17 protein-coding genes are annotated in these 21,064 nt (G+C 69.5%); 6 read left to right on the top strand and 11 right to left on the bottom strand.

Features of this window, described 5'->3' with window-relative positions:
• The first annotated feature begins 45 nt into the window (after window positions 1-45).
• Window positions 46-426 carry a DUF4870 domain-containing protein gene (locus tag QCD70_RS07680; protein WP_301214782.1) on the top strand — a complete coding sequence of 127 codons (381 nt, stop codon included), beginning with the start codon at window positions 46-48 and terminating at the stop codon, window positions 424-426.
• 16 nt (window positions 427-442) lie between these two features.
• Here the strand turns inward: QCD70_RS07680 and hemW are convergent, their stop codons facing one another.
• Genes hemW through lepA form a run of 3 tightly spaced genes read right to left on the bottom strand, consistent with a single transcriptional unit; the run spans window position 443 to window position 4,206 of the window.
• Window positions 443-1,666 carry a radical SAM family heme chaperone HemW gene (hemW, locus tag QCD70_RS07685; RefSeq protein WP_301214783.1) on the bottom strand — a complete coding sequence of 408 codons (1,224 nt, stop codon included), beginning with the start codon at window positions 1,664-1,666 and terminating at the stop codon, window positions 443-445.
• A 28-nt stretch (window positions 1,667-1,694) separates the two neighbouring features.
• Window positions 1,695-2,348 (bottom strand): DUF1990 family protein, encoded by a 654-nt coding sequence (locus QCD70_RS07690; RefSeq protein ID WP_301214784.1) that lies wholly within the window; start codon window positions 2,346-2,348, stop codon window positions 1,695-1,697.
• A gap of 4 nt (window positions 2,349-2,352) precedes the next feature.
• Complete coding sequence (gene lepA, locus QCD70_RS07695; RefSeq protein ID WP_301214785.1) at window positions 2,353-4,206, bottom strand: translation elongation factor 4; 1,854 nt, start codon at window positions 4,204-4,206, stop codon at window positions 2,353-2,355.
• Window positions 4,207-4,321: 115 nt separating this feature from the next.
• Between lepA and QCD70_RS07700 the strand changes: the two genes are divergently transcribed.
• Window positions 4,322-5,215, top strand: a complete 894-nt coding sequence (locus tag QCD70_RS07700) for an NAD-dependent epimerase/dehydratase family protein (protein WP_301214786.1) — start codon at window positions 4,322-4,324, stop codon at window positions 5,213-5,215.
• 34 nt (window positions 5,216-5,249) lie between these two features.
• On the opposite strand, the gene QCD70_RS07710 is transcribed toward QCD70_RS07700, so the two are convergent.
• The gene (locus QCD70_RS07710; protein WP_367316705.1) at window positions 5,250-6,908 is read right to left on the bottom strand and encodes an aminotransferase class I/II-fold pyridoxal phosphate-dependent enzyme; all 1,659 of its coding nucleotides are present in this window, start codon (window positions 6,906-6,908) and stop codon (window positions 5,250-5,252) included.
• Window positions 6,909-7,121: 213 nt separating this feature from the next.
• On the opposite strand from QCD70_RS07710, the gene rpsT reads away from it, so the two are divergent.
• Window positions 7,122-7,382 carry a 30S ribosomal protein S20 gene (gene rpsT, locus QCD70_RS07715; RefSeq protein WP_055774365.1) on the top strand — a complete coding sequence of 87 codons (261 nt, stop codon included), beginning with the start codon at window positions 7,122-7,124 and terminating at the stop codon, window positions 7,380-7,382.
• A gap of 74 nt (window positions 7,383-7,456) precedes the next feature.
• Here the strand turns inward: rpsT and holA are convergent, their stop codons facing one another.
• The 3 genes from holA to QCD70_RS07730 are packed head-to-tail and all read right to left on the bottom strand — an operon-like array spanning window position 7,457 to window position 11,606.
• Entirely contained in the window at window positions 7,457-8,443 is a 987-nt protein-coding gene (gene holA / locus QCD70_RS07720) for a DNA polymerase III subunit delta (RefSeq protein ID WP_441004931.1), read from the bottom strand.
• Entirely contained in the window at window positions 8,335-10,953 is a 2,619-nt protein-coding gene (locus tag QCD70_RS07725) for a ComEC/Rec2 family competence protein (RefSeq protein WP_301214792.1), read from the bottom strand. The genes holA and QCD70_RS07725 overlap by 109 nt, the downstream gene beginning before the upstream one ends.
• A complete protein-coding gene (locus QCD70_RS07730) occupies window positions 10,950-11,606 on the bottom strand; it encodes a ComEA family DNA-binding protein (RefSeq protein ID WP_301214794.1) in 657 nt (218 codons plus the stop codon). Before QCD70_RS07730 ends, QCD70_RS07725 begins: the two co-directional genes overlap by 4 nt.
• A 353-nt stretch (window positions 11,607-11,959) precedes the next feature.
• Here QCD70_RS07730 and QCD70_RS07735 point away from each other — a divergent pair, with 353 nt between their 5' ends.
• Window positions 11,960-12,172, top strand: coding sequence for a hypothetical protein (locus QCD70_RS07735; protein WP_301214796.1), 213 nt, complete (start codon window positions 11,960-11,962; stop codon window positions 12,170-12,172).
• A 30-nt stretch (window positions 12,173-12,202) separates the two neighbouring features.
• Here QCD70_RS07735 and leuS read toward each other — a convergent pair whose 3' ends face one another.
• Window positions 12,203-14,683 (bottom strand): leucine--tRNA ligase, encoded by a 2,481-nt coding sequence (gene leuS, locus QCD70_RS07740; RefSeq protein ID WP_441004932.1) that lies wholly within the window; start codon window positions 14,681-14,683, stop codon window positions 12,203-12,205.
• Window positions 14,684-14,935: 252 nt separating this feature from the next.
• On the opposite strand from leuS, the gene QCD70_RS07745 reads away from it, so the two are divergent.
• Window positions 14,936-15,535, top strand: a complete 600-nt coding sequence (locus tag QCD70_RS07745; RefSeq protein WP_301214798.1) for a DNA-3-methyladenine glycosylase I — start codon at window positions 14,936-14,938, stop codon at window positions 15,533-15,535.
• Window positions 15,536-15,547: 12 nt separating this feature from the next.
• Here QCD70_RS07745 and pabB read toward each other — a convergent pair whose 3' ends face one another.
• The gene (gene pabB / locus QCD70_RS07750) at window positions 15,548-16,906 is read right to left on the bottom strand and encodes an aminodeoxychorismate synthase component I (RefSeq protein ID WP_301214800.1); all 1,359 of its coding nucleotides are present in this window, start codon (window positions 16,904-16,906) and stop codon (window positions 15,548-15,550) included.
• Between the two features lie 18 nt (window positions 16,907-16,924).
• On the opposite strand from pabB, the gene QCD70_RS07755 reads away from it, so the two are divergent.
• Window positions 16,925-17,710: an aminotransferase class IV gene (locus QCD70_RS07755; RefSeq protein ID WP_301214802.1), complete on the top strand. Its 786-nt coding sequence runs from the start codon at window positions 16,925-16,927 to the stop codon at window positions 17,708-17,710.
• A 7-nt stretch (window positions 17,711-17,717) separates the two neighbouring features.
• Here QCD70_RS07755 and cydC read toward each other — a convergent pair whose 3' ends face one another.
• Both cydC and cydD read right to left on the bottom strand, forming a co-directional pair.
• Complete coding sequence (gene cydC, locus QCD70_RS07760; RefSeq protein WP_301214804.1) at window positions 17,718-19,373, bottom strand: thiol reductant ABC exporter subunit CydC; 1,656 nt, start codon at window positions 19,371-19,373, stop codon at window positions 17,718-17,720.
• Window positions 19,373-21,061, bottom strand: coding sequence for a thiol reductant ABC exporter subunit CydD (gene cydD / locus QCD70_RS07765; protein WP_301214806.1), 1,689 nt, complete (start codon window positions 21,059-21,061; stop codon window positions 19,373-19,375). The genes cydC and cydD overlap by 1 nt, the downstream gene beginning before the upstream one ends.
• Window positions 21,062-21,064: the final 3 nt, after the last annotated feature.

Consider the following 21,064-nt stretch of genomic DNA (forward strand, 5'->3'; position numbering starts at 1 on the left):
GTCGACACCTCGTGTCGGTCGGCGCTTGTTGGTTTAATGGGTGACATGACTGCAGCCCCGCCTCCGTTCGAGACCGCATACCAGCCCCAGCCGCCTATGACGCCGCAAGACCAGCGCCTCTGGGCGACGCTCATCCACCTCGGAGGAATCCTGTTCGGATTCCTGCCCGCGCTCGTGGGTTACCTCGTCCTGAAGAGCCGCGGCGAGTTCATCCGGCAGCACACCCTCGAGGAGCTGAACTTCCAGATCTCCCTGGCCATCTACATGGCGGCCCTCGTGCTCATCGGCATACCCACGTTCTTCATCGGCACGATCCTCGCCCTGCCGCTGGCAGTCGCCGCGATCATCTTCATGATCATCGCCGCCGTGAAGTCGAACGCGGGCGAGTTCTACCGTTACCCGCTGATCTTCCGCTTCGTCAAGTAGCCGTGTCGCCGGCTCGCTAATCGGTGAGTCGGCGCACGACGGCGTCGGCGAGAAGCCGACCGCGCAGCGTCAGCACCACGGTGCCCGCGATGGCCGAGCGCCCGTCGATGAGGCCGTCGGCGATCAGGCCTGCGACCTCTCGCCTCGGCTCCGCCGCGAGCGAGTCCACTCGCAGGCCTTCCCGGATGCGCGTGAGGAGCAGAACCCGCTCGGTCTCGCGCGTCGCGGCATCCAGTGTCTCTCTGCCGGCGGCCGGCGAATGGCCTGCGGCGATGCGCTCGGCGTACGCGGCCGGATGCTTCACGTTCCACCACCGGGTGTCGCCGACGTAGCTGTGCGCTCCGGGGCCCACGCCCCACCAGTCGTGACCCTGCCAGTAGGCGAGGTTGTGCCGCGACACGTACCTCTCGTCGGCGGCCCAGTTGCTGACCTCGTACCAGGAGTATCCGGCTGCGGCGAGCATGGCGTCGGCCAGTTCGTACATGTCGGCCTCGAGGTCGTCGTCGGGCTCCTCGACCTCTCCCGACTTGATCTGCCGCGCGAGCTTCGTGCCCTGCTCGACGATGAGCGCGTAGGCCGACAGATGATCGGGAGCCGACGCGAGGGCGCTCTCGAGCGAGGTGCGCCAGTTCTCGAGCGACTCCCCCGGCGTTCCGTAGATGAGGTCGAGGCTCACCTGGAGCCCGGCCTCGCGCGCCCACTGCACGACCAGCGGAACCCGCTCAGGGTCGTGGGTGCGGTCGAGTGTGCGCAGCACGTGCGGCACGGCGGACTGCATGCCGAAGCTGACCCTGGTGAATCCGGCGTCGGCGAGGGTCTTCAGGTAGTCGGCGTCGACGCTGTCGGGGTTCGCCTCGGTGGTGACCTCGGCCCCCGGCTGGAACCCCCAGGCGTCGCGAACCGAGCCGAGCATGCGCACGAGGTTCTCGGCGGGCAGGAGCGTCGGCGTGCCTCCCCCGAAGAAGACCGTCGACACGGGCCTGGCCGGCACGCCCGACTCGTCGAGCACGCGACGGGCGAGGTCGACCTCGGCGACGGCCTGCGACGCGTAGTCGGACTGCTTGGCACCCCGCAGCTCGGTGGCCGTGTAGGTGTTGAAGTCGCAGTAGCCGCAACGCACCCGGCAGAACGGCACGTGCAGGTAGACGCCGAAGTTGCGGGAGGCCGCATCCCGTGCGGAGTCGGCGGGCAGCATGCCGTCGAGGGGGGCGGGATCGCCGAGGGGAAGCGCGGCACCCATCAGAGCGCTGCAGACGCGCGGGAACTGCTCACGCCGCGCGTCCGGGAAGAAGAGCCCGCAGATAGCGTTTCGTCATCAGTCGCTGCTGACGACGGAGCAGCGGAGCCACCGCCCGGTAGAACGGCGTGCTGCCCCTGGAGAAGGCGCGAACAGTGAACCAGACCGAGTCGTCGGGCTCGTGGGTGACGACGAAGCTCTCCTCGCCCTCCTCCGGATGCCCGGGGAGCGTTCCGTAGGCGAAGCCCGCCTCGTTCGGCTCGTCGATCACGAGCACCACGCGCACGGGTGCCGTGACCTCGCGGCCGTAGGCCCGGATGCGCAGGTCGGCCGTGACCCCGGCCGAGATCTGCGGCGTGCCGTCTTCGGAGTAGGTGAGCTCGGGATTGACGTCGCGCGGGGCCAGGGGCGTGCCGTCGGCGTCGTAGACGAGTCCGGCGTAGTCGGTGTCGCTCGGCGTGGGCAGTTCGATGTTCGACACCACGATGCCGCTGTTCTTCTGCACGCCCCAGGCGAGCAGGGTCGCCGCGGCGGCCTCGAAGCGGTCGCGACCGGAGCCGATGCGGATGCTGTCCTCGGCCGGCCTGTACCCCTTGGGCGGGTAGAACATGAGATCGTCGGCCTGCGAGGCGCCGACGGCCGCGTAGGTGAGGGACTCGCCGGTGTGGGTGGAGCGCTGTGCCATCGGGCTACTTCTTGTCTTTCTTCGTCTCCGTGTCGCCGGAGAGGGCGGCGATGAAGGCGCCCTGGGGCACCTCGACGCGGCCGACCATCTTCATGCGCTTCTTGCCCTCCTTCTGCTTCTCGAGGAGCTTGCGCTTGCGGCTGATGTCACCGCCGTAGCACTTGGCGAGAACGTCTTTGCGCATGGCCCGGATCGACTCGCGGGCGATGATGCGGGCGCCGATGGCCGCCTGGATGGGGACCTCGAACTGCTGGCGCGGAATGAGCTTGCGCAGGCGCTCCGTCATGAGGGCGCCGTAGGCCTGGGCCTTGTCGCGGTGCACGATCGCGCTGAACGCGTCGACCTGCTCGCCCTGCAGCAGGATGTCGACCTTCACCAGGTCGGCCTCCTGGTCGCCGACGGGCTCGTAGTCGAGCGAGGCGTACCCCGCGGTCTTCGACTTGAGGCTGTCGAAGAAGTCGAAGACGATCTCTGCGAGCGGCATGGTGTAGCGGATCTCGACGCGGTCCTCGCCGAGGAACTCCATGCCCAGGAGGGTGCCCCGACGGCTCTGGCAGAGCTCCATGATGACGCCGACGTAGTCTTTCGGCGCCAGGATGGCGGCCTTGACGATCGGCTCGTGCACGCTGGTGATCTTGCCCGACGGGAACTCGCTCGGGTTGGTGACCGTGACCGTCTTCTTGTCTTCGGTGGTCACCTCGTAGATGACGCTCGGCGCCGTGGCGATGAGGTCGAGCCCGAACTCGCGCTCGAGCCGCTCGTTGATGATCTCGAGGTGCAGCAGGCCGAGGAAGCCGCAGCGGAAGCCGAAGCCGAGCGCCACGGAGGTCTCGGGCTCGTAGACCAGCGACGCGTCGCTGAGCTTCAGCTTGTCGAGGGCTTCGCGGAGGGCCGGGTAGTCGGTTCCGTCGATCGGGTACAGACCCGAGAAGACCATCGGTAGGGGCTCGGTGTATCCGGGCAGCGCCTCGGTGGCCGGCTTGGCGTGCGTGGTGACCGTGTCGCCGACCTTCGACTGGCGAACGTCTTTCACACCCGTGATCAGGTAGCCGACCTCGCCGACACCGAGACCCTTGCTGGGCGTCGGCTCGGGCGAGGAGACGCCGATCTCGAGGATCTCGTGCGTGGCGCGCGTCGACATCATCTGGATCTTCTCGCGGGGCGAGAGCTTGCCGTCGATCATGCGCACGTAGGTGACGACGCCGCGGTAGGAGTCGTACACCGAGTCGAAGATCATGGCGCGAGCCGCGGCATCCGGATCGCCCTGCGGGGCGGGAACCAGGGCGGTGAGGCGATCGAGCAGCTCGGGCACACCCACGCCGGTCTTGCCCGAGACGCGTAGCACGTCTTCGGGCTTGCCCCCGATCAGGCTCGCCAGTTCTTGCGCGTACTTGTCGGGGTCTGCCGCGGGCAGGTCGATCTTGTTGAGCACCGGGATGATCGTGAGGTCGTTGTCGAGCGCGAGGTAGAGGTTCGCGAGGGTCTGCGCCTCGATGCCCTGCGCGGCGTCGACGAGCAGGAGAGCACCCTCGCACGCCGCGAGCGATCGGGACACCTCATAGGTGAAGTCGACGTGCCCGGGGGTGTCGATCATGTTCAGCGCATAGGTCTGGCCGTCGAGCGACCAGGGCATGCGCACGGCCTGGCTCTTGATGGTGATGCCGCGCTCACGCTCGATGTCCATGCGGTCGAGGTACTGGGCGCGCATGTCTCTGTCGCTCACCACGCCGGTGATCTGCAGCATGCGGTCGGCCAGCGTGGACTTGCCGTGGTCGATGTGGGCGATGATGCAGAAATTGCGAATGAACGCGGGGTCGGTGGATGCCGGCTCCAGGGCCTTCGTAGCTAACGGGCTCACACGTTCCTCTTGTGTCGTACGGCAGGTAAGCGCCCATTCTCTCACGTTGTTCGAGGCCGACGCTTTTCGTCACGGAGAGGAGGCGGTCGGTTCTCCGGCGCGGTTGAATGTGGTCATGAGTATTCTCCTTACCGGCGCCTCCGGCTACATCGGGTCCGCAGTCCTCCGCCAGCTCCGACTGCAGGGGCGCGATGTGACCGCCCTCGTGCGTTCGCCCGAGAAGGCCGCCAAGGTCGAGGCTCTCGGAGCCGCAGCGATGATCGGCGACATCACCGACTCGGAGCTGGTGACGGAACTGGCGATCGCGAGCGACGGCGTCATTCACCTCGCCTCTCCCGGCGACGACTCCAGCCGCGACGTCGACGATTCATTCGTGACAGCCGTCTTCGCCGGACTCGAGGGCAGCGACAAGCGCTACGTGCACACCGGCGGAATCTGGGTGTGGGGCAGCAACCCCGACATCACCGAGGACTCTCCCCGCGATGCCCCGCCCATCACCGCGTGGCGCTGGGAGATCGAGAAGCGCGTGCTCGAGGCCCAGGGCGTCTCCACCACCCTGATCGCGCCTGCCATCGTCTTCGGGCACGGTGCAGGCATCCCGAGCATCTTCATCGCCGAACAGGACGGCCAGGGAACGGCGCCCGCCGTGCAGCTCGTGGGCGACGGCTCGCAGCACTGGACGACGGTGCACGTCGACGACCTGGCCGAGCTGTACATCCTCGCCTTCGATCTCGGCGAGTCCGGCTCCACCTACATCGGCGCCAGTGGCGAGAACCCCACCGTGCGCGAAATCGGCGAGGCCGCCGCGTTCGGCCAGAAGCTCGACTCCCGCGTCGAGGAGCGCACGATCGAGGAGACCCGGGCCCGTCTCGGAGAGGCGTTCGCCGACGCGCTGTTGCTCGACCAGCAGGCGCGCGGAAGCGCCGCACGCATCGATCTGGGCTGGGAGCCGAACGGTCCGAGCCTCCTCGACGAGCTGCGCACCGGCTCGTACGCATCGAAGGGCTAGCCGACCTCGCACACGGGCCTGCGGCCTCGACTGCTCAGAGGTCGAGGCCGTAGGCGCGCGACGGCTCGATCCCCGGAGGGTTCTCGCGATCCGGCATGCGCGAGAAGCCGCGCCTCTCGTACAGCCCGTGCGCCGTCGTCATCTCGGTTCCACTGTTCATCACCACGCGCCGGGCGCCGCGCTGCCTCGCGAGCTCGATCACGAAGTCGGTGAGGATGCTGCCGATCCGGCGGCCGCGCGCCGCCGGGTCGACCGCGAGCAGCCGGAAGTCGAACTCGCCCGGTCGTCCGAGCGGCGTGAGGAGCTCGCCGGGCCGCGGCGTCGTGACCGACCCGAGGATGCTGCCGGTCGCGTCGTCGACGGCGACCCAGACCTCGCCGACGGCCGCGTGGTGCGGCACGTCGAGGATCTGCACGGCGTAGTCGTCTCCGATCGTGAACTCGAGCCGATAGGCGTCGAGACGCTGGCGGCCGATCAGGTCGTGCTCGTCGGGGCGGGCGAGACGCACGGTGACGCCCTCGCGTTCGGCCGCGTGCGCATCCGGTCGGCGGCGCACGGGCTCGGGCAGGCGCCGGATGCCCTCGAGCAGGTCGTCGAGGCCCGCAGCGACACAGATGCGGATCCAGCCCTCTCCCCCGCGTCCGAACGCGCTACCGGGCGCGACGGCGACGCGCTTCTCGAGGAGGAAGCGCTCGGCCCATCCGGCGACGTCGCCTCCAGTCGCGTAGCCGACGTTGATCCACAGGTAGAACGCTCCCGACGGCTGGAGGTACTCGATGCCGCGCTGCTGGAGAAGAGCGGTGGCCGCGTCGAGGTTCTGCCGGTAGTGCACGCCGGCGGCTGCCACGTGCGCCTGGTCTCCCTCGACGGCTGCGAGCGCGGCGAGCTGGGCGGGCGTGTTGACGCAGCTGATCATCGCCTCCTGCGCCGTGCGCATGGTGGTCGCGAGGCCGGGAGGCGTCACGAGGTACCCGACCCGGGCGCCGGTGAGCGCATAGGTCTTCGACAGGGAGAAGACGGAGAACACCCTGTCGTCGGCGTCGAGGCTGGCGACAGAGACATGGGGAGCCTCATAGCTGAAGGCCTCGTACACCTCGTCGCTCAGAATCCAGAGATCGTTCTCGCGGGCGAAGTCGACGAGCGCCCGCAGGGTCTCCACCGGGAAGATCGCGCCCAGCGGATTCGACGGCGAGTTGATGACGATCATGCGCGTCTTCGGCGTGACGAGCCGTCGCAGCTCGTCGAGGTCGGGCAGGAACGCGTTGTCGCGGCGCAGGGGGTACGGAACGGAGACGGCCGAGATCATGGCGGCATTCATGGCGAAGGTCGAATACCCGGGATCGGGGATGAGCACCTCGTCGCCGGGCGCGAGCGTGAGGCTCATGGCGAGGTAGAGGGCCTGCATACCGCCGCAGGTGACCCAGACCTGCTCGGTGTCGACCACGACGTCGTTCTCGCGGGCGAGCTTGCGCACGAGCGCCTCCCGAAGGGGAAGCAGTCCGCCGTTGGGCCCGTAGTCCGTCTTATCGGCGAGCCACGCATCCGACCCGGCCTTCAGGATCTCGGCGGAGACGTCGACATCGGGCTCCCCCACGGCGAGCATCAGCACGTCGTCGAGCGACAGGGCCATCTCGAAGATGCGGCGGATTCCCGACGGGGGAACGGAATCGATGTGGGATGCGAGCTGTGGCATGAGACCATTAACGCTACGCCTCGGTCGGGGTACGGTGAAACGCCGCAGTCCGCACACGCAGCACGCCTTTCGGGTCGCCTCGATATTGTCGAGACGGCACCCGTCTGGTAACGTTGCCTGTTGGCTTACGCTTCCGTCCTACTATGCGGAGCGAACTCGCGGTCGCCGGTCGATCGCATTGCATTCATCCGAACACATACAAGAGGTTATTTCGTGGCAAACATCAAGTCGCAGATCAAGCGCATCGGCACCAACAAGAAGGCCCAGGAGCGCAACAAGGCCGTCAAGAGTGGGCTGAAGACCGCCATCCGCGCCACCAAGACCGCTGTCGCCACGGGCGACAAAGACAAGGCCCTCGCCGCGCTGACCGCAGCGGGCAAGAAGCTCGACAAGGCCGCCTCGAAGGGCGTCATCCACAAGAACCAGGCCGCGAACCGCAAGTCGGCTCTCGCGAAGACGGTCGCCTCCCTCTAGAGAGGCACGCGCACGAAAAGAGCCCCGCGATTGCGGGGCTTTTTTCGTGCCTGAAGCTCATTCGTGCCTGAAGCTCAACGGGGCGATTCGCCGCGTTCGGCGATGACTCCGATCATGCGCTCGAGCGAGTAGACCGGGTCGCGACTGCCGCCCTTGATGTTCTCGTCGGTCTCGGCGAGCATCTGGATGCTTCGCCCGAGACCCGCGCCCGACCAGCCGGCCAGGTCGCGGCGGGCCCGGTCGATCTGCCAGGGCGCGAGGCCCAGCTGGCCGGCGAGCTGGCCTGATCCGCCGCGCGTACCGAGCACCTTCGCCATGGTGCGCAGCTTCATGGCGAACGCGGCGACCATGGGCACGGGATCGGCCCCGGATGCCAGGGCGTGCCGGGCGAGGGCGAGGGCTTCGCCATGCCGGCCCGCGATCGCCATGTCTGCCACAGCGAATGCGCTGGCCTCGACGCGGCCGCCGTAGTAGCGGTCGACGGTTGCCTCGGTGATCTCGGCCGACGCATCGGCGACGAGCTGCTGGCAGGCGCTGGAGAGCTCGGCCAGGTCGTCGGAGAATGCGGCGACGAGGGCCCTGAGCGCACCGGCCGACACGCGACGACCGGCCGCGCGGAACTCGGAGGTGGCGAACTCGTAGCGTTCGGCGTCTTTCTTGAGCTCGGCGCAGACGATCTCGATGCCGCCGCCGGAGCCCGATCGAATGGCGTCGAGAAGTCTCTTGCCGCGCACGCCACCGCCGTGCCGCAGAACGAGGTAGGTGTCGTCGGCGGGGTTCTCGAGGTAGGAGATCGTCTCGCTGAGGAAGTCGTCGGTGCACTTCTCGACGGAGGACACACGGATCATGCGCGGCTCGGCGAACAGCGAGGGACTGGCCATCGTGAGGAGCTCGCCGGGAGCATACGACGACGCGTCGATGTCGGAGACCTCGATGCTGGGGTCTTCGAGCTTCAGCAGGTCTCGCAGCTGCCGGATGCTTCGCTCGGCGAGGAACGACTCCGTGCCGGACACCAGAACGACCGGCGCAGGGCGCACCTGCTCCCACGAGAGTTGCGGGATGGCGGCCTTCGCCGATGGTTTTGCGCCGCGTGCAGTCGCCACGTGTCCTCACTCCGTCGATCGTCGTGATCGAGCCTAGTCGCCACTGCCGACAGCGCGGACGCGCCGACCGCCGACGGTGTTCGCTCGCTCCAGGCCACCAGTTCGTCGCCCTCGACGGAGATGACGATCAGCCCCATCCGGTCTGTTCTGAAGACCTGCGTCGCCGCGTCGGCGAGGATCGCGAGGATGCGGTCGTTCGGATGCCCGTAGTCGTTGTCGGCGCCCACGGAGATGATGCCGGCGCGGGCGTGGATGCGATCGTAGAGCTCGGCGCTCTGGTCGCCGGAGCCGTGGTGCGCCACCTTCACGACGTCGACCGGAGCGAGCGGCCCCTCGGACAGGAGCTGCAGCTGATCGCTCTCGCCGAGGTCGCCCAGGAAGAGGGCGTCGAGATCTCCTGAGAAGCGAAGGGTGACGCTCGCCCCGTTGCCTCGCAGCGTCGTGCGCTCGAGAGGCCACAGCACGCCCCATGTCAGGGTGCCGAGCGTCCCCTGATCTCCCCGCGCCGCCTCGTGCACGGCCGCGCCGGAATCGATCACCCGTCTCACCACGGCCTCATCGGCGGGCCCGTCGGTCGGTCCGACCAGTGCGGTGTCGACCATGCCCGCCACCGCGGCGACACCGCCGATGTGGTCGAGGTCGAAATGCGTGAGCACCAGCAGATCGATGCGGTCGATCTGCATCCTGTCGAGGCACGATCGGAGGGCCTCCGGCTCCGGGCCGGTGTCGATGAGGGCGACGGAGTCGCCGCTCCTCACGAGCACTGCGTCGCCCTGACCGATATCGCAGGCCGCGATGCGCCAGTTCTGCGGCACGGAGAGCCGGAGTGCGATCGTGCCCCCGACGAGCACGCCACCGTAGACCCCCACGACCGCAGTGACCAGCAGCACTCCCGCCGCACGGCGGAGTCGAGGTGCGCGGGAGGCGAGCACGACCCAGAGCGCCAGCGCCGTCAGTGCGAGCACGAGAAGGGCGCCGACGACGCCGGGCACCCAGGGCAGCCGGGCACCCGGTGCGTCCGAGAAGAAACGGGCGACGGCCCCGATCCAGGCGGCGGGAAGCCAGCACAGCCAGGCCGCCGGAACGGCGAGAGGAGGCACGATTGCACCGAGGAGACAGGCCAGCAGCCCGACGACGGTGGCGACCGGCGCCGCCGGAGCCGCGAGCAGGTTCGCCGGGATGCTGTACGGCGCGATCGTGGGCGTGAGCAGGGCGAGCACGGGCTGGCAGGCGATCTGGGCCGCTAAGGGAACGGCGATGACGGCGGCGAGCCATGAAGGCATCCACCGACGCAGCGCCGCGGTGAGCGGTCGGGTGAGCACCAGCAGGCCCGCCGTCGCGAGGGTCGACAGGGCGAAGCCGAAGCTGTGCGAGAGCCACGGGTCGGTGACGATGAGGCTCACGACAGCAAGGCAGAGCACGGGCATCCCTCGCGCAGATCTCGATGCGCCGATCGACAACAGCACGATCGCCGCCATGGCGGCCGCACGCACGACACTCGGCTGCGGAGTCACGAGCACCACGAAGAGCACGAGCACGGCCCCGGCCGCGCACAGTCGCGCCACCCGACGGAGCCCGGCGAACCCTGCAAGCAGCAGCGCGCCCGCGATGACGATGGCGCAGTTGGCACCGGACACGGCCGTGAGGTGGCTGAGTCCGCTGTCTTTCATCGCCTGATCGAGCGATGCGTCGACGAGCGAGTCGTCGCCCAGCGCGAGCCCGGGAACCAGGTCGGCACCGTCGCCCGGGAGACTGCGCGCGGCGTCGGTGAACCCGGCACGAAGTCCCGCCGCCCAGGCGAGGTGCCAGCCCGGCTGCCGGATGAGCTGGGGATGACCCTCGACGAACACCAGCCAGGAGGTCTGTGACCCGTCGTCAGTGGCACGGAAACGGCCCTCGACGCGGATAGTCGACCCGATCGCGGGGGCGTCGGCCGTGTCGAGGCCATCGACGAAGAGCAGGACCCGCGTCGACGTCACGTCGCTGCGGCCGCGACCGTCGTCGATGCGTTCGAGGGTCGCCTCGAACCGCACCCCCGACACGGCCTCTCCCCCGAATCCCGAGTGCGTCGTCTCGGACGGCGTACCCGTGACCGAGAGCTGGGCCGTCAACGCACTCTGCGCCGAGTCGACGAGCAGCGGGGGCTCTCGTGCCGGCTGCATGACCAGCACGCCCGCGGCCACGCACGAGCAGAGCGCGGCGCACACCATCACGGTGGGGAGGGCACGGAGCAGACCGACGCCGACTCGGCCTGATGGCGACCGGCGGCGTCTCGCGCTCAGTCCGCGCCAGAGCAGCAGGCTGACGAGCAGCGCGGCGACGGCGCCCACGAGAACGGCTGCGGCGTCGTGCGGTCGTGCGACGATCACGAATGCCGCAGCCCAGGTGCCACCGGCCGGAACCGTGAGGCGGTGATCGGCGAATCGCGAGCCCGTCGAACGCTGCTCCCCCGCCGCCGGCCGGGTCATACGACCGCCGCATCGCGAAGACCGTCGAGCGTCTTCTGCCCGATTCCCGGCACCTCGAGCAGCTGGTCGAGCGAAGTGAACGGGCCGTGCTCGTCGCGGTAGTCGATGATCTTCTTCGCCGTCTCCGGCCCGATGCGGGGCAGGGTCTCGAGGGCTGACGCGTCGGCGGTATTCAGGTCGACCGCGGCAGGCGCCGAACCGCTCGCATCGGTCGCCGATCCCTCTGGCGGCTGCGGCGGCACCTCGCCCACAGCCGGGGCGTAGAGCTGCTCGCCGTCGACGACGATGCGGGCGAGGTTCAGCTGCGCCTGGTCGGCCTCCGCCGTGTATCCCCCGGCGGCGGCGATGGCGTCGACGACGCGGGCGCCCTCGCGCAGCTCGTACAGCCCCGGCTTCGCCACCGAGCCGAGCACGTGCACGAAGATGACCGACGCGCTCGCCTGGCCACCGGCATCCGGCAACGGATCACCCGTGCCGCCCGCCGTCGACCCGCTCGTGCCGCCGGGGTTCGTGACGAGGACCTCGCTGCTGCCCCGCGGTGCCAGCGCCGACACGAGCACGGCCACGACGAGCACCGCGAGCACGATGACGATGCCCGCGCCGACCCCGATGCCGAGCCGAGCCCGCGCCGGGGGCGGCGATTCGGCATCCATGCGACCACGCTAGGTGTGCGACCCAAGACGACGATCGCCCCGGAACCACGCTGTGAACACCGCTCATGCTGCGGCGATTGGTGAGGAGAGGTCGGTAGACGGTACTTGTGCCGCATCTGCGACAGACTGTTCAGGAGACACTCTGAACGAATGCGGCGGAGATGAGGCGAGAGCCTCACCGTCCTCCTCAACCAGTCAGGCGAGACATGGAACCTATAACGTACGACAACTCACGCGGACTGTCATTCCCCCGGCTGCGAACTGCACTCTGGGCCGTGATCGTCGTGTCAGCGATCGCGTCCCCGGCTATCGGCCTATCGCAATCGCTGAGCCACCCGTACGATCCCTGGTACATGCATGGGTGGCCGATATTCGCGGTCTTCGTGGCGACACTCGTGCTCGTCGGCGCCGCCAATGTGCTCGCCTGGATCCGTGTCGCCCGCTGGTTGGCACGCCAGGAGATCGTCTACCGCGTGGTCGTGATCATCTGCCTTGCGGTGCTCTTCGCGCTGCTCAGCTTCTTCGCGATTCTGGGTCTGCTCTGGCTGCAGTTGGCCGTCTACTGATGCCGGCGCCGTTCGCGCCGTGAGCTGCTACTAGGCAAGCGGCTTCGTCGCGATACTCACGACGCGCGGCGCGCGCACTACCACGTTGACGATCTGGCGGTCGCCGATCGCCCGCTGAACGGCGGCGGATGCCCGTGCCAGCGACTCGAGGTCGCTGCCGGCGATCGTGGGCGCCACCTCGAGGCGGTCACGCACCTTGCCGTCGACCTGCACGACCGCGGTCACCGACTCCTCGGTGAGCAGGGCGGGATCTGCTCCGCGCCAGCCGTAGGCCGAGACGGAGGCCGGGTAGCCGAGCCGCTCCCACATGTCCTCCGCCGTATAGGGCGCGAACAGGCTGAGGCCGAGGGCGATCGTCTCGACGGCCTCGCGCACGGCGGGGTCTGCGCCGCCAGGGCCCGAGTCGACGGCCTTGCGGGTCACGTTGACGAGCTCCATGATGCGGGCCACGACCACGTTGAACTTGAACGCCTCGATGAGCCCGGGAGCCTCGGCCAGGAACCGGTGCGTGACCCGGCGCAGGGCGATGTCACCGTCGCGCCAGTTGACCTCGGGCCGGCTGGTGACGTCGCCGGCCAGGCGCCATGCGCGAGCCAGGAACTTGGAGGAACCGGCGGGCGAGACGTCTGCCCAGTCGATGTCGTCTTCGGGCGGGCCGGCGAAGGCCATGGTGAGGCGCACGGCGTCGACGCCGTGCTCGTCGAGCTGGTCGCTCAGCTGCACGATGTTGCCCTTGGACTTCGACATCGCCGAGCCGTCCATGAGCACCATGCCCTGGTTCAGCAGCGCGCTGAAGGGCTCGGTGAACGAGACGAGGCCGAGGTCGAACAGCACCTTCGTGATGAAACGGGCGTAGAGCAGGTGCAGGATCGCGTGCGTGACGCCGCCCACGTACTGGTCGACGGGCGCCCACTTGTCGACGTCTTTCGGGTCGAACGCCTTCTCGCTGTCGTGCGGGTTGAGGAAGCGCAGGAAGTACCACGAGCTGTCGACGAAGGTGTCCATCGTGTCGGCGTCGCGCAGCGCCGGCGTTCCGTCGACGGGGTTGGTCACGTTGACCCAGTCCTCCGCTGCGCCGAGCGGCGAGCTGCCGCGCGGCTTCAGGTCGAGACCGTCGCTCGGCGGCAGCAGCACGGGCAGCTGGTCTTCGGGAACGGGGATCTCCTCGCCGTTCTCGCCGTGGATGATCGGGATGGGCGTGCCCCAGTAGCGCTGGCGCGAGATCAGCCAGTCGCGGAGCCGGTAGTTCTTGGCCGGCCGGCCTGAGCCCTGCTGCTGCAGGATCTCGATGGCCTTCTTGATGGCGTTGACCTTGGAGAGACCGTTGAGCGGGCCCGAGTTCATGAGCCTGCCGTCGCCGGCGAGCGCGATGCCCGTGACGGCGGGGTCGTAGCTGCCGAAGTTCGGGTCGTCGAGCATCTCGTCGGTGATGATCGGGATGGCGCCGGTCGCCGGAGCGGTGACGTCGACGACCATGCGGATCGGCAGGTCGAAGGCGCGGGCGAAGTCGAGGTCGCGCTGGTCGTGCGCGGGCACGGCCATCACGGCGCCGGTTCCGTAGTCGGCCAGCACGTAGTCGGCCGCCCAGATGGGCATGCGCTCTCCGTTGACCGGGTTGATCGCGTAACGCTCGAGGAAGACGCCGGTCTTGGGCCGGTCGGTGGCCTGCCGCTCGGTCTCGGTGCTCTTCTGCACGGCGGTCAGGTACTGCGTGAAAGCGGCCTGCACCTCGGGCGTGGATTCGGCCGCGAGTTCGATGGCGAGGTCGGAGTCGGGGGCGACGACCATGAAGGTCGCGCCGAAGAGCGTGTCGGGCCGCGTGGTGAACACCGTGACGGGCTCGTCGCGGCCCTCCACGGCGAAGTCGACGTCGGCGCCGATCGAGCGGCCGATCCAGTTGCGCTGCATGCTCAGCACCTTCGACGGCCATGAGCCCTCGAGCTGGTTCAGGTCGTCGAGCAGGCGGTCGGCGTAGTCGGTGATCTTGAAGTACCACTGGGTGAGCTTCTTCTTCACGACCACGGCGCCGCTGCGCTCGGAGGTGCCGTCGGGCAGCACCTGCTCGTTGGCGAGCACGGTCTGGTCTACCGGGTCCCAGTTGACCCAGCTGGCCTTGCGGTACGCGAGGCCCTTCTTGTACATCTGCAGGAACAGCCACTGGTTCCACTTGTAGTACTCGGGGTCACTGGTGTGCAGCACGCGATCCCAGTCGAACGAGGCGGCGTAGCGACGCATGCTGCGCTTCTGCTGCTCGATGTTGTCGTAGGTCCACTGGCGCGGGTCGAGGCCGCGCTTGATGGCGGCGTTCTCCGCCGGCAGGCCGAAGGAGTCCCAGCCGATGGGGTGCAGGACGTTGAATCCCTGCTGGCGCCAGTAGCGGGCGATGACGTCTCCGAGTGCGTATGCCTCGGCGTGACCCATGTGCAGGTCTCCCGACGGGTAGGGGAACATGTCGAGCACGTACTTGCGCGGGCGCTTGTCGCCGTCGAGGTCGGTCTTGAACGGCTGCATCTCGTCCCAGCGAGGGAGCCACTTGTTCTGGATGGCTGCGAAGTCGTAGTGGAGGGCCGGGTCGTTGCGGGGATCGTACTGCTCGGCGCTCGTCGTTTCGATGGTCACGCGACTCTCAATTCTTGCTTGGGTTCGGCTGCTGGGGCCAAGATCGCCGCGGTGGACACCGGTGGACGCACGGCTTCTTCCGTGGCACCGGGGCGCGGCAGCAATCCATCGTACTAAACCTGCTCGCCGCGTATCGTTGAAGGCGTGGATGCGACCATCACCGATGCCGACGGAACGACCCGCTGCGGATGGGCCCACTCGGCACCCGAGATGCTGCCGTATCACGACGAGGAGTGGGGCAGGCCCCTGCACGGCGACCAGCCGCTCTTCGAGAAGCTCTGCCTCGAGACGTTCCAGGCCGGACTGTCGTGGATCACCATCCTGCGCAAGCGGGAGGCCTTCCGCGCGGCGTTCTCATCGTTCGACATCGACCGTGTGGCAACCTTCGACGACGGTGACGTCGACCGGCTGCTGTCGGATGCGCGGATCGTGCGCAACCGGGCGAAGATCAGCGCCGCCATCTCGAACGCCGGGGCCACGAAGCGGCTCATAGAGCACGACCCCGGCGCTCTCGACTCCCTTCTCTGGGGCTTCGCTCCCCCGCGGCGCACGGTCGCCCCCGAGTCCTACGCCTCCATCCCCGCGTCGACGCCGGAGTCCGCATCCGCGAGCGCCGCCCTCAAGAGGCTCGGCTACCGCTTCGTCGGTCCGACAACGCTCTATGCGCTCATGCAGTACGCGGGTCTCGTGAACGACCATGCGGCGGGATGCCATCTGGCCGTCGGCGAACCCGGCGCGCTGTAGCCGTACCGCCGCCTACAGGCCGAGCGCATCCAGCAGGGGTGCGGCCTTGAGACGCGTCTCCTCGACCTCGTCTTCGGGCACCGACAGGGCCGTGATGCCCCCGCCCGTGCCGATGGATGCGCCGTCGGCGGTGAGCACGATGCTGCGGATCACCATGGCCAGGTCGAGCGCCCCGTCGAGACCGAGGTAGCCGAAGACTCCGGCGTAGACCCCGCGCGGGCCTTGCTCGAGCCTGTTCAGGATGCGCATGGCGCTGATCTTCGGGGCTCCCGTCATCGAGCCGGCGGGAAAGAGCGCGGCGACGGCATCGAGGGAGTCGGCGTCCGGCGCCAGCTGCGCGGTGACCGTGCTGACGAGCTGATGCACCGAGCTGTAGCTCTCGATGGCGAGCAGACGGGTGACCTCGACCGAGCCGAGCAGCGCCACTCGCGAGAGGTCGTTGCGCATCAGGTCGACGATCATGAGGTTCTCGGCGCGTTCCTTGTCGCTGGAGAGGAGCTCGGCGCGCAGGCGGGCGTCGTCGTGGTCGGTCTCGCCTCGCGGACGGGTGCCCTTGATCGGCTTCGTCTCGACCGAGCCGCCCGCGTCGACCCGCAGAAACCGCTCGGGGCTCGCGCTGACGAGCGCCACCCCGTCGATGCGCAGGTAGCCGCCGTGGTGACTCGGGTTCGAGGCGCGCACCGCGAGGTAGGTCGAGAGGGGGTCGGGATGCACGGCCGCGGTGATCTGATTGGTGAGGCAGAGCTGGTAGGCGTCGCCCTGCCTGATCGACTCCTGGCAGTCGCGCACGAGACGCTCGTAGTCGTCGGCGCTGCGCCGCCACTGCGCCCGGGGCGCCCGCTCGAGAGCCCGGATGCCGCGGGGTCCCGGGAGCGGGAACGGCGCGGCAGCGGCGGCGCGGCCCAGCCGGGCCGTGTCGATCAGCCGGGCCGTGCGATCGAGCCAGCCCGCGGCATCCGGTTCGCCGTCGAGCGCGAGGAGCGTGATCGTGCGGGCATCGTGATCGAACGCGATCGCGCGGGTGACCCAGAGCAGGGCGGCACCCGGCAGCCCCGTCGGCTCGGTGTCGACGCCGTGCTGGGCCGCGCCGAGCTCGTAGGAGAGCCACCCCACCCAGCCGAGGGCGAATCCGTCGGCCGGACGGTCGGCGAGGTCGATCTCCTTCCGGCGGCCTCGGAGCTGCTCGACGAGCCCGTGGATGTCGTGCGGCGACGCGATCGGTTCGCCCGCCCCGAGATAGCTCGTGCCCGTGGTGGCATCGATGCCGGAATCGAGCCAGAAGGAGTTCGGCTCCCGACCGTAGACCTCGACGAACACCCGCTCGGGATCGACCCAGTGCTGCAGTGCTCTGGTGAGGAGGCGGCGGGACACTGTAATAGCGTAGGCCGTGTGATCACGCCCCGCCTTCTCGTCTGGACCGGGGCGGATCTGGTCGAGACCGAGTCGGAGCCTGCTCATCAGGGCGTGCAGGTCGCCGACAGCTGGCTCGTCGCGAGCGGCGGCGTGCGTGCCCTGCAGCTGCACCACGACAGGTTCCTGGCCGGGCTCGCGTCGGAGACCCGCATCGACCCCTCCGCGGCCGAGCGGTTCTGGAACGCGGCGGTCGCCGAGCTTCCCCGCACAGGCGACTGGTTCCCCCGGGTCGACGCGATGCGAACGGGCGACGGGACGACCCTCGCCCTGCGCGTCCGCCCCGCTCCACCGCTCGGCGCCTCCGTGCGCGTCGCCTCGCTCGACGGGGGCGACCCGAGGACGGAGGCCGCGGTGAAGGGCCCCGACATCGAACGCCTCGGTGCGCTGAAGCGCGATGCCGCCCTCGACGACATCGACGAGCCCGTGATCGTGTCGGCCACGGGTCACGTCGTCGACGGCGCGACGAGCGCCCTGCTGTGGTGGAGGGGCGACAGACTGTTCGCGCCGTCGGCCTCCCTTCGCCGGGTCGACAGCGTGACGGCGAAGTCCATACGGCTGCTGGCATCGGCCACCGCGACGGAGTCGGGCGAGGAGTTCGCGACGGCGGCGCAGCTCGCCGGATGCGAGGTCTGGGTCGTGAACGCGCTCCACGGAATCCGTGTCGTCACCTCGTGGAGGAACGGCCCGAGGCTCACTCGCAACCCGCGCCGCGCCGCACTCTGGCAGCGGCGCCTCGACGCGCTCGTGCGCCCCTTGCCCTAGCGGGGACTCAGCCCAGTCGCAGGTGCGAGGTGATGAGGTGGCCGGGCACCGGCAGGTGGCTGATGATCACGACGGCCCGGCGACCGTCGGGGTCGGTGGATGCCGCCAGCAGGTCGGCGATGAGCGCGTCGGCCCGGTCGGGGTCGACGTTGGCCGTGGGCTCGTCGAGCACGAGCACGGGGAAGTCGGCGAGGAGGGCTCGTGCCAGGGCGATGCGCTGGGCCTGGCCCCCCGAGACGAGCGAGCCGCGCTCGCCGACCCGGGCATCCAGACCACCTCGACCCTCGACCCATTCCGACAGCCCGACCCTCTGGAGAACCGCGAGCAGCTCGGTGTCGCTCGCATCGTCGCGGGCGAAGAGCAGGTTCTGCCGGATCGACTCGTCGAACAGGTACGGGATCTGCTCGGACAGCCCGACGACCCGGCGCACGTCGACGAGCGGCAGGCTGCGCACGTCGACGCCGCCCAGGCTGTAGGAGCCCTCGAACTCGAGGAACCGCACGAGCACGTGCGCGAGCGTGGTCTTTCCCGAGCCGCTCGCCCCCGTGACCAGGATGCGGTCGCCCGGCGAGATGGTGAGGTCGACTCCCCGGATCGCCGGCGATGCCGCCTGCGGCCACGTGGCCGAGACGCCCCGGAGTTCGATGACCGTGCCCGTCGGCTCGGCGGTGCGGGTGTCGACGGCAGGCCCGTCGACGGGAATCTCTGGGGGCACGGTGTCGGGAACGACGGAGGCGACCCGCTCGGCGCTCGAACGCACCTGACGCAGGGCAGCGAGGGCGAGGGGCACACTCGACACGACCTCGAAGACCGCGATGGGCACGAGGGCGATGATCGCCAGCACCGGTCCGTTGAAACCGGGCGTTGCCAGCGCGGGGATGCCGACCAGGAGGGCCGCGACGCTCGCGGCACCGGCGAGAAGCGACAGAATGCCCGTGGCGACCCCCGAGCCGGCGGCGCTCGAGAGCACGGCGCGGGTCAATCGACGGTCGGCGGTCTCGACGGCGGCCAGGCGGGAGCCGGTCGCGTCGAACGCGGTGAGCACGTCGAGGTTGACGACGGTGTCGAGCACCTCGTCTGCGAAGGCGCCCCGGAGCGGCGCGATCGACCGCTCCGACCGTGCCGCGATGACGCTGTTGACCACCGTGCCGACGAGGGCGGCCAGCAGGAGGGCGACGAGGAGGGCGATGCCGGCCGCCGGCAGGAGTATCCAGACCGTGACCACGCTGGTGGCGGCGACCGCGCCCGAGATGAGCAGGGGCTGCACGACGCGCAGGGGCAGGTTCTGCAGCTCGTCGACGTCGGCCGTGAGGCGGGTCAGCAGGTCTCCGCGCCGGGTGCCCGACAGGCCGTCGGGCGCCAGCGGAACGAGGCGTTCGTAGATGCCGACGCGGAGCGTGGCCAGGGTGCGGAACGCCGCGTCGTGGCTGGCGAGACGCTCCGCGTAGCGGAAGCCCGCCCTGCCCAGCGCGAAGGCCCGCACCCCGACGATCGCCATGTTGAGGTAGAGGATCGGCGGCATCTCGGCCGCCCGGGTGATCAGGTAGGCCGAGGTGGCGATCAGTCCGACGGCGCAGAGGGCGCTGAGCAGGCCGAGCAGCGCACCCGGGGCGAATCGGCGCGCCCGCGGCTGTGCGAGGCGCAGCACCTCTGTCGTGCGCATCAGGCCACCATCGTTGCGGGCTCGAGCGCGAGGATGCCGTCCGCGGCGCGGGCGATCGCCTCGCGGTGCGTCACGACGATCAGGGCCAGACCCGTGCTCTCGACGAGGCCTTCGAGCCCCCGCACCAGCCGCGCCTCGGTCTGGTCGTCGAGGGCCGAGCTCGGCTCGTCGAGCACGAGCACGGACGACCGCCGCTCGAGGGCCCGGTAGACGGCCCGCGCTATCGCGACGCGCTGCGCCTGCCCGCCCGACAGTCCGGCACCGGCCACGCCGAGCGGTCGATCGAGGTCGATCTCGTCTGCGGCGGCGATCTCGAGGGCGCGCGCCGCTCGGGCCCGATCGGGGGCGGCGCTGCCCAGGGTCACGTTCTCGAGCACCGAGCCCGCCATGAGCCCCGGGCGCTGGCCGCACCACGAGACCCAGTCGAGACCCGTGTCCCCCGGTGCGATCTCGTCGCCGCCCAGCGTCGCGCGACCGGTGTGCGGAACGAATCCCAGCAGGGCGGCGACGAGGGTGGACTTGCCCACGCCGGAGGGGCCCATGACGGCCGTCAGCCTTCCGGGGGCGAACTCCGCATCGATGGGACCGATCACCGCACGGCCGTCGTAGCCCGCACCGAAGCCGGAGAGCACGAGCGACCGGGACGACCGGGGCTCCTGAAGATGGCCCGGGTGCGGGCCGACGGTGCCGTCGAGCTCGTCCTCCGGATCGACGACACCTTTGTTCGCTGCCGCTGCCGCTGCATCGAGGATGTCGAACACGTCGTCGGCGGCCGCGACCCCGTCGGCCGCGGCGTGGAACTGGATGCCCACCTGCCTGAGCGGAAGGAACGCCTCGGGCGCGAGGAGCAGCACGAACAGTCCGACGGAGAGGCCGAGCGACCCGTCGATCAGCCGGAGGCCCACCGACACCGCGACGACGGCCACCGCGAGGCTCGAAACGAGCTCGAGCACGAATCCGCTGAGGAACGACACGCGCAGCACCTTCATGGTCTGAACGCGATACTGCTCGGTGACATCCCGGATGCGCCCGGCCTGGCGTTCGGCCCGTCCGAAGAGCGTCAGCGTCGAGAGACCACCCACGATGTCGAGGAATCCCGTGGACAGCCTTGTGAGCAACTGCCACTGCGTCTTCTGCACGGTCTGGGTCGCCCAGCCGATCAGGATCATGAAGACGGGGATGATCGGCAGGGTCAGAACGACCCCGAGGGCGCTGGGCCAGTCCTGCAGGAAGATGACCAGCACGACGACCGGCGTGGCGATGGCCGTGAGGATGAGCTGGGGAAGGTAGCGGGAGAAGTAGGTGTCGAGGGCGTCGAGGCCTGGTCCGGTGACGGTGGCGACCGACGTGGCGTTGCGCCCGGCCATCCACCCCGGTCCGAGGTCGACGACGGCTCGGAGGACGCGAGCGCGCAGCTGGCTCTTGACCCGCGCGGCCCCGCGGGTGCTGGTGACCTCGGCGAGCCAGAGCAGCGCGGCCCGTGCGACCACGACGCCCGCGAGCGCGACGATCGTCGGCGTCAGCGCGGCCAGACTCTCGCCGGCGATGGCGCGCACGATCGTCTGGCTCAGGAGCCAGGCGAACGCGACGATGCAGGCCGTCTGGGCCAGGCCGATCACCGCGCCCGCCGCCAGGAATGCCCGGGCCGCCCGGGCGTAGGCGAGCAGCCGGGGGTCGAGAGGTTTCACTCG

The sequence above is a fragment of the Agreia sp. PsM10 genome, assembly GCF_030433855.1.
GTDB lineage: Bacteria > Actinomycetota > Actinomycetes > Actinomycetales > Microbacteriaceae > Agreia.

Coding starts and splice junctions, on each gene's coding strand:
- QCD70_RS07680 (WP_301214782.1), top strand. CDS start 46: ATGACTGCAGCCCCGCCTCCGTTCGAGACCGCATACCAGCCCCAGCCG.
- hemW (WP_301214783.1), bottom strand. CDS start 1,666: ATGGGTGCCGCGCTTCCCCTCGGCGATCCCGCCCCCCTCGACGGCATG.
- QCD70_RS07690 (WP_301214784.1), bottom strand. CDS start 2,348: ATGGCACAGCGCTCCACCCACACCGGCGAGTCCCTCACCTACGCGGCC.
- QCD70_RS07700 (WP_301214786.1), top strand. CDS start 4,322: ATGAGTATTCTCCTTACCGGCGCCTCCGGCTACATCGGGTCCGCAGTC.
- QCD70_RS07710 (WP_367316705.1), bottom strand. CDS start 6,908: ATGCCACAGCTCGCATCCCACATCGATTCCGTTCCCCCGTCGGGAATC.
- QCD70_RS07725 (WP_301214792.1), bottom strand. CDS start 10,953: ATGACCCGGCCGGCGGCGGGGGAGCAGCGTTCGACGGGCTCGCGATTC.
- QCD70_RS07730 (WP_301214794.1), bottom strand. CDS start 11,606: ATGGATGCCGAATCGCCGCCCCCGGCGCGGGCTCGGCTCGGCATCGGG.
- QCD70_RS07735 (WP_301214796.1), top strand. CDS start 11,960: ATGCATGGGTGGCCGATATTCGCGGTCTTCGTGGCGACACTCGTGCTC.
- leuS (WP_441004932.1), bottom strand. CDS start 14,683: ATGCAGCCGTTCAAGACCGACCTCGACGGCGACAAGCGCCCGCGCAAG.
- cydC (WP_301214804.1), bottom strand. CDS start 19,373: ATGCGCACGACAGAGGTGCTGCGCCTCGCACAGCCGCGGGCGCGCCGA.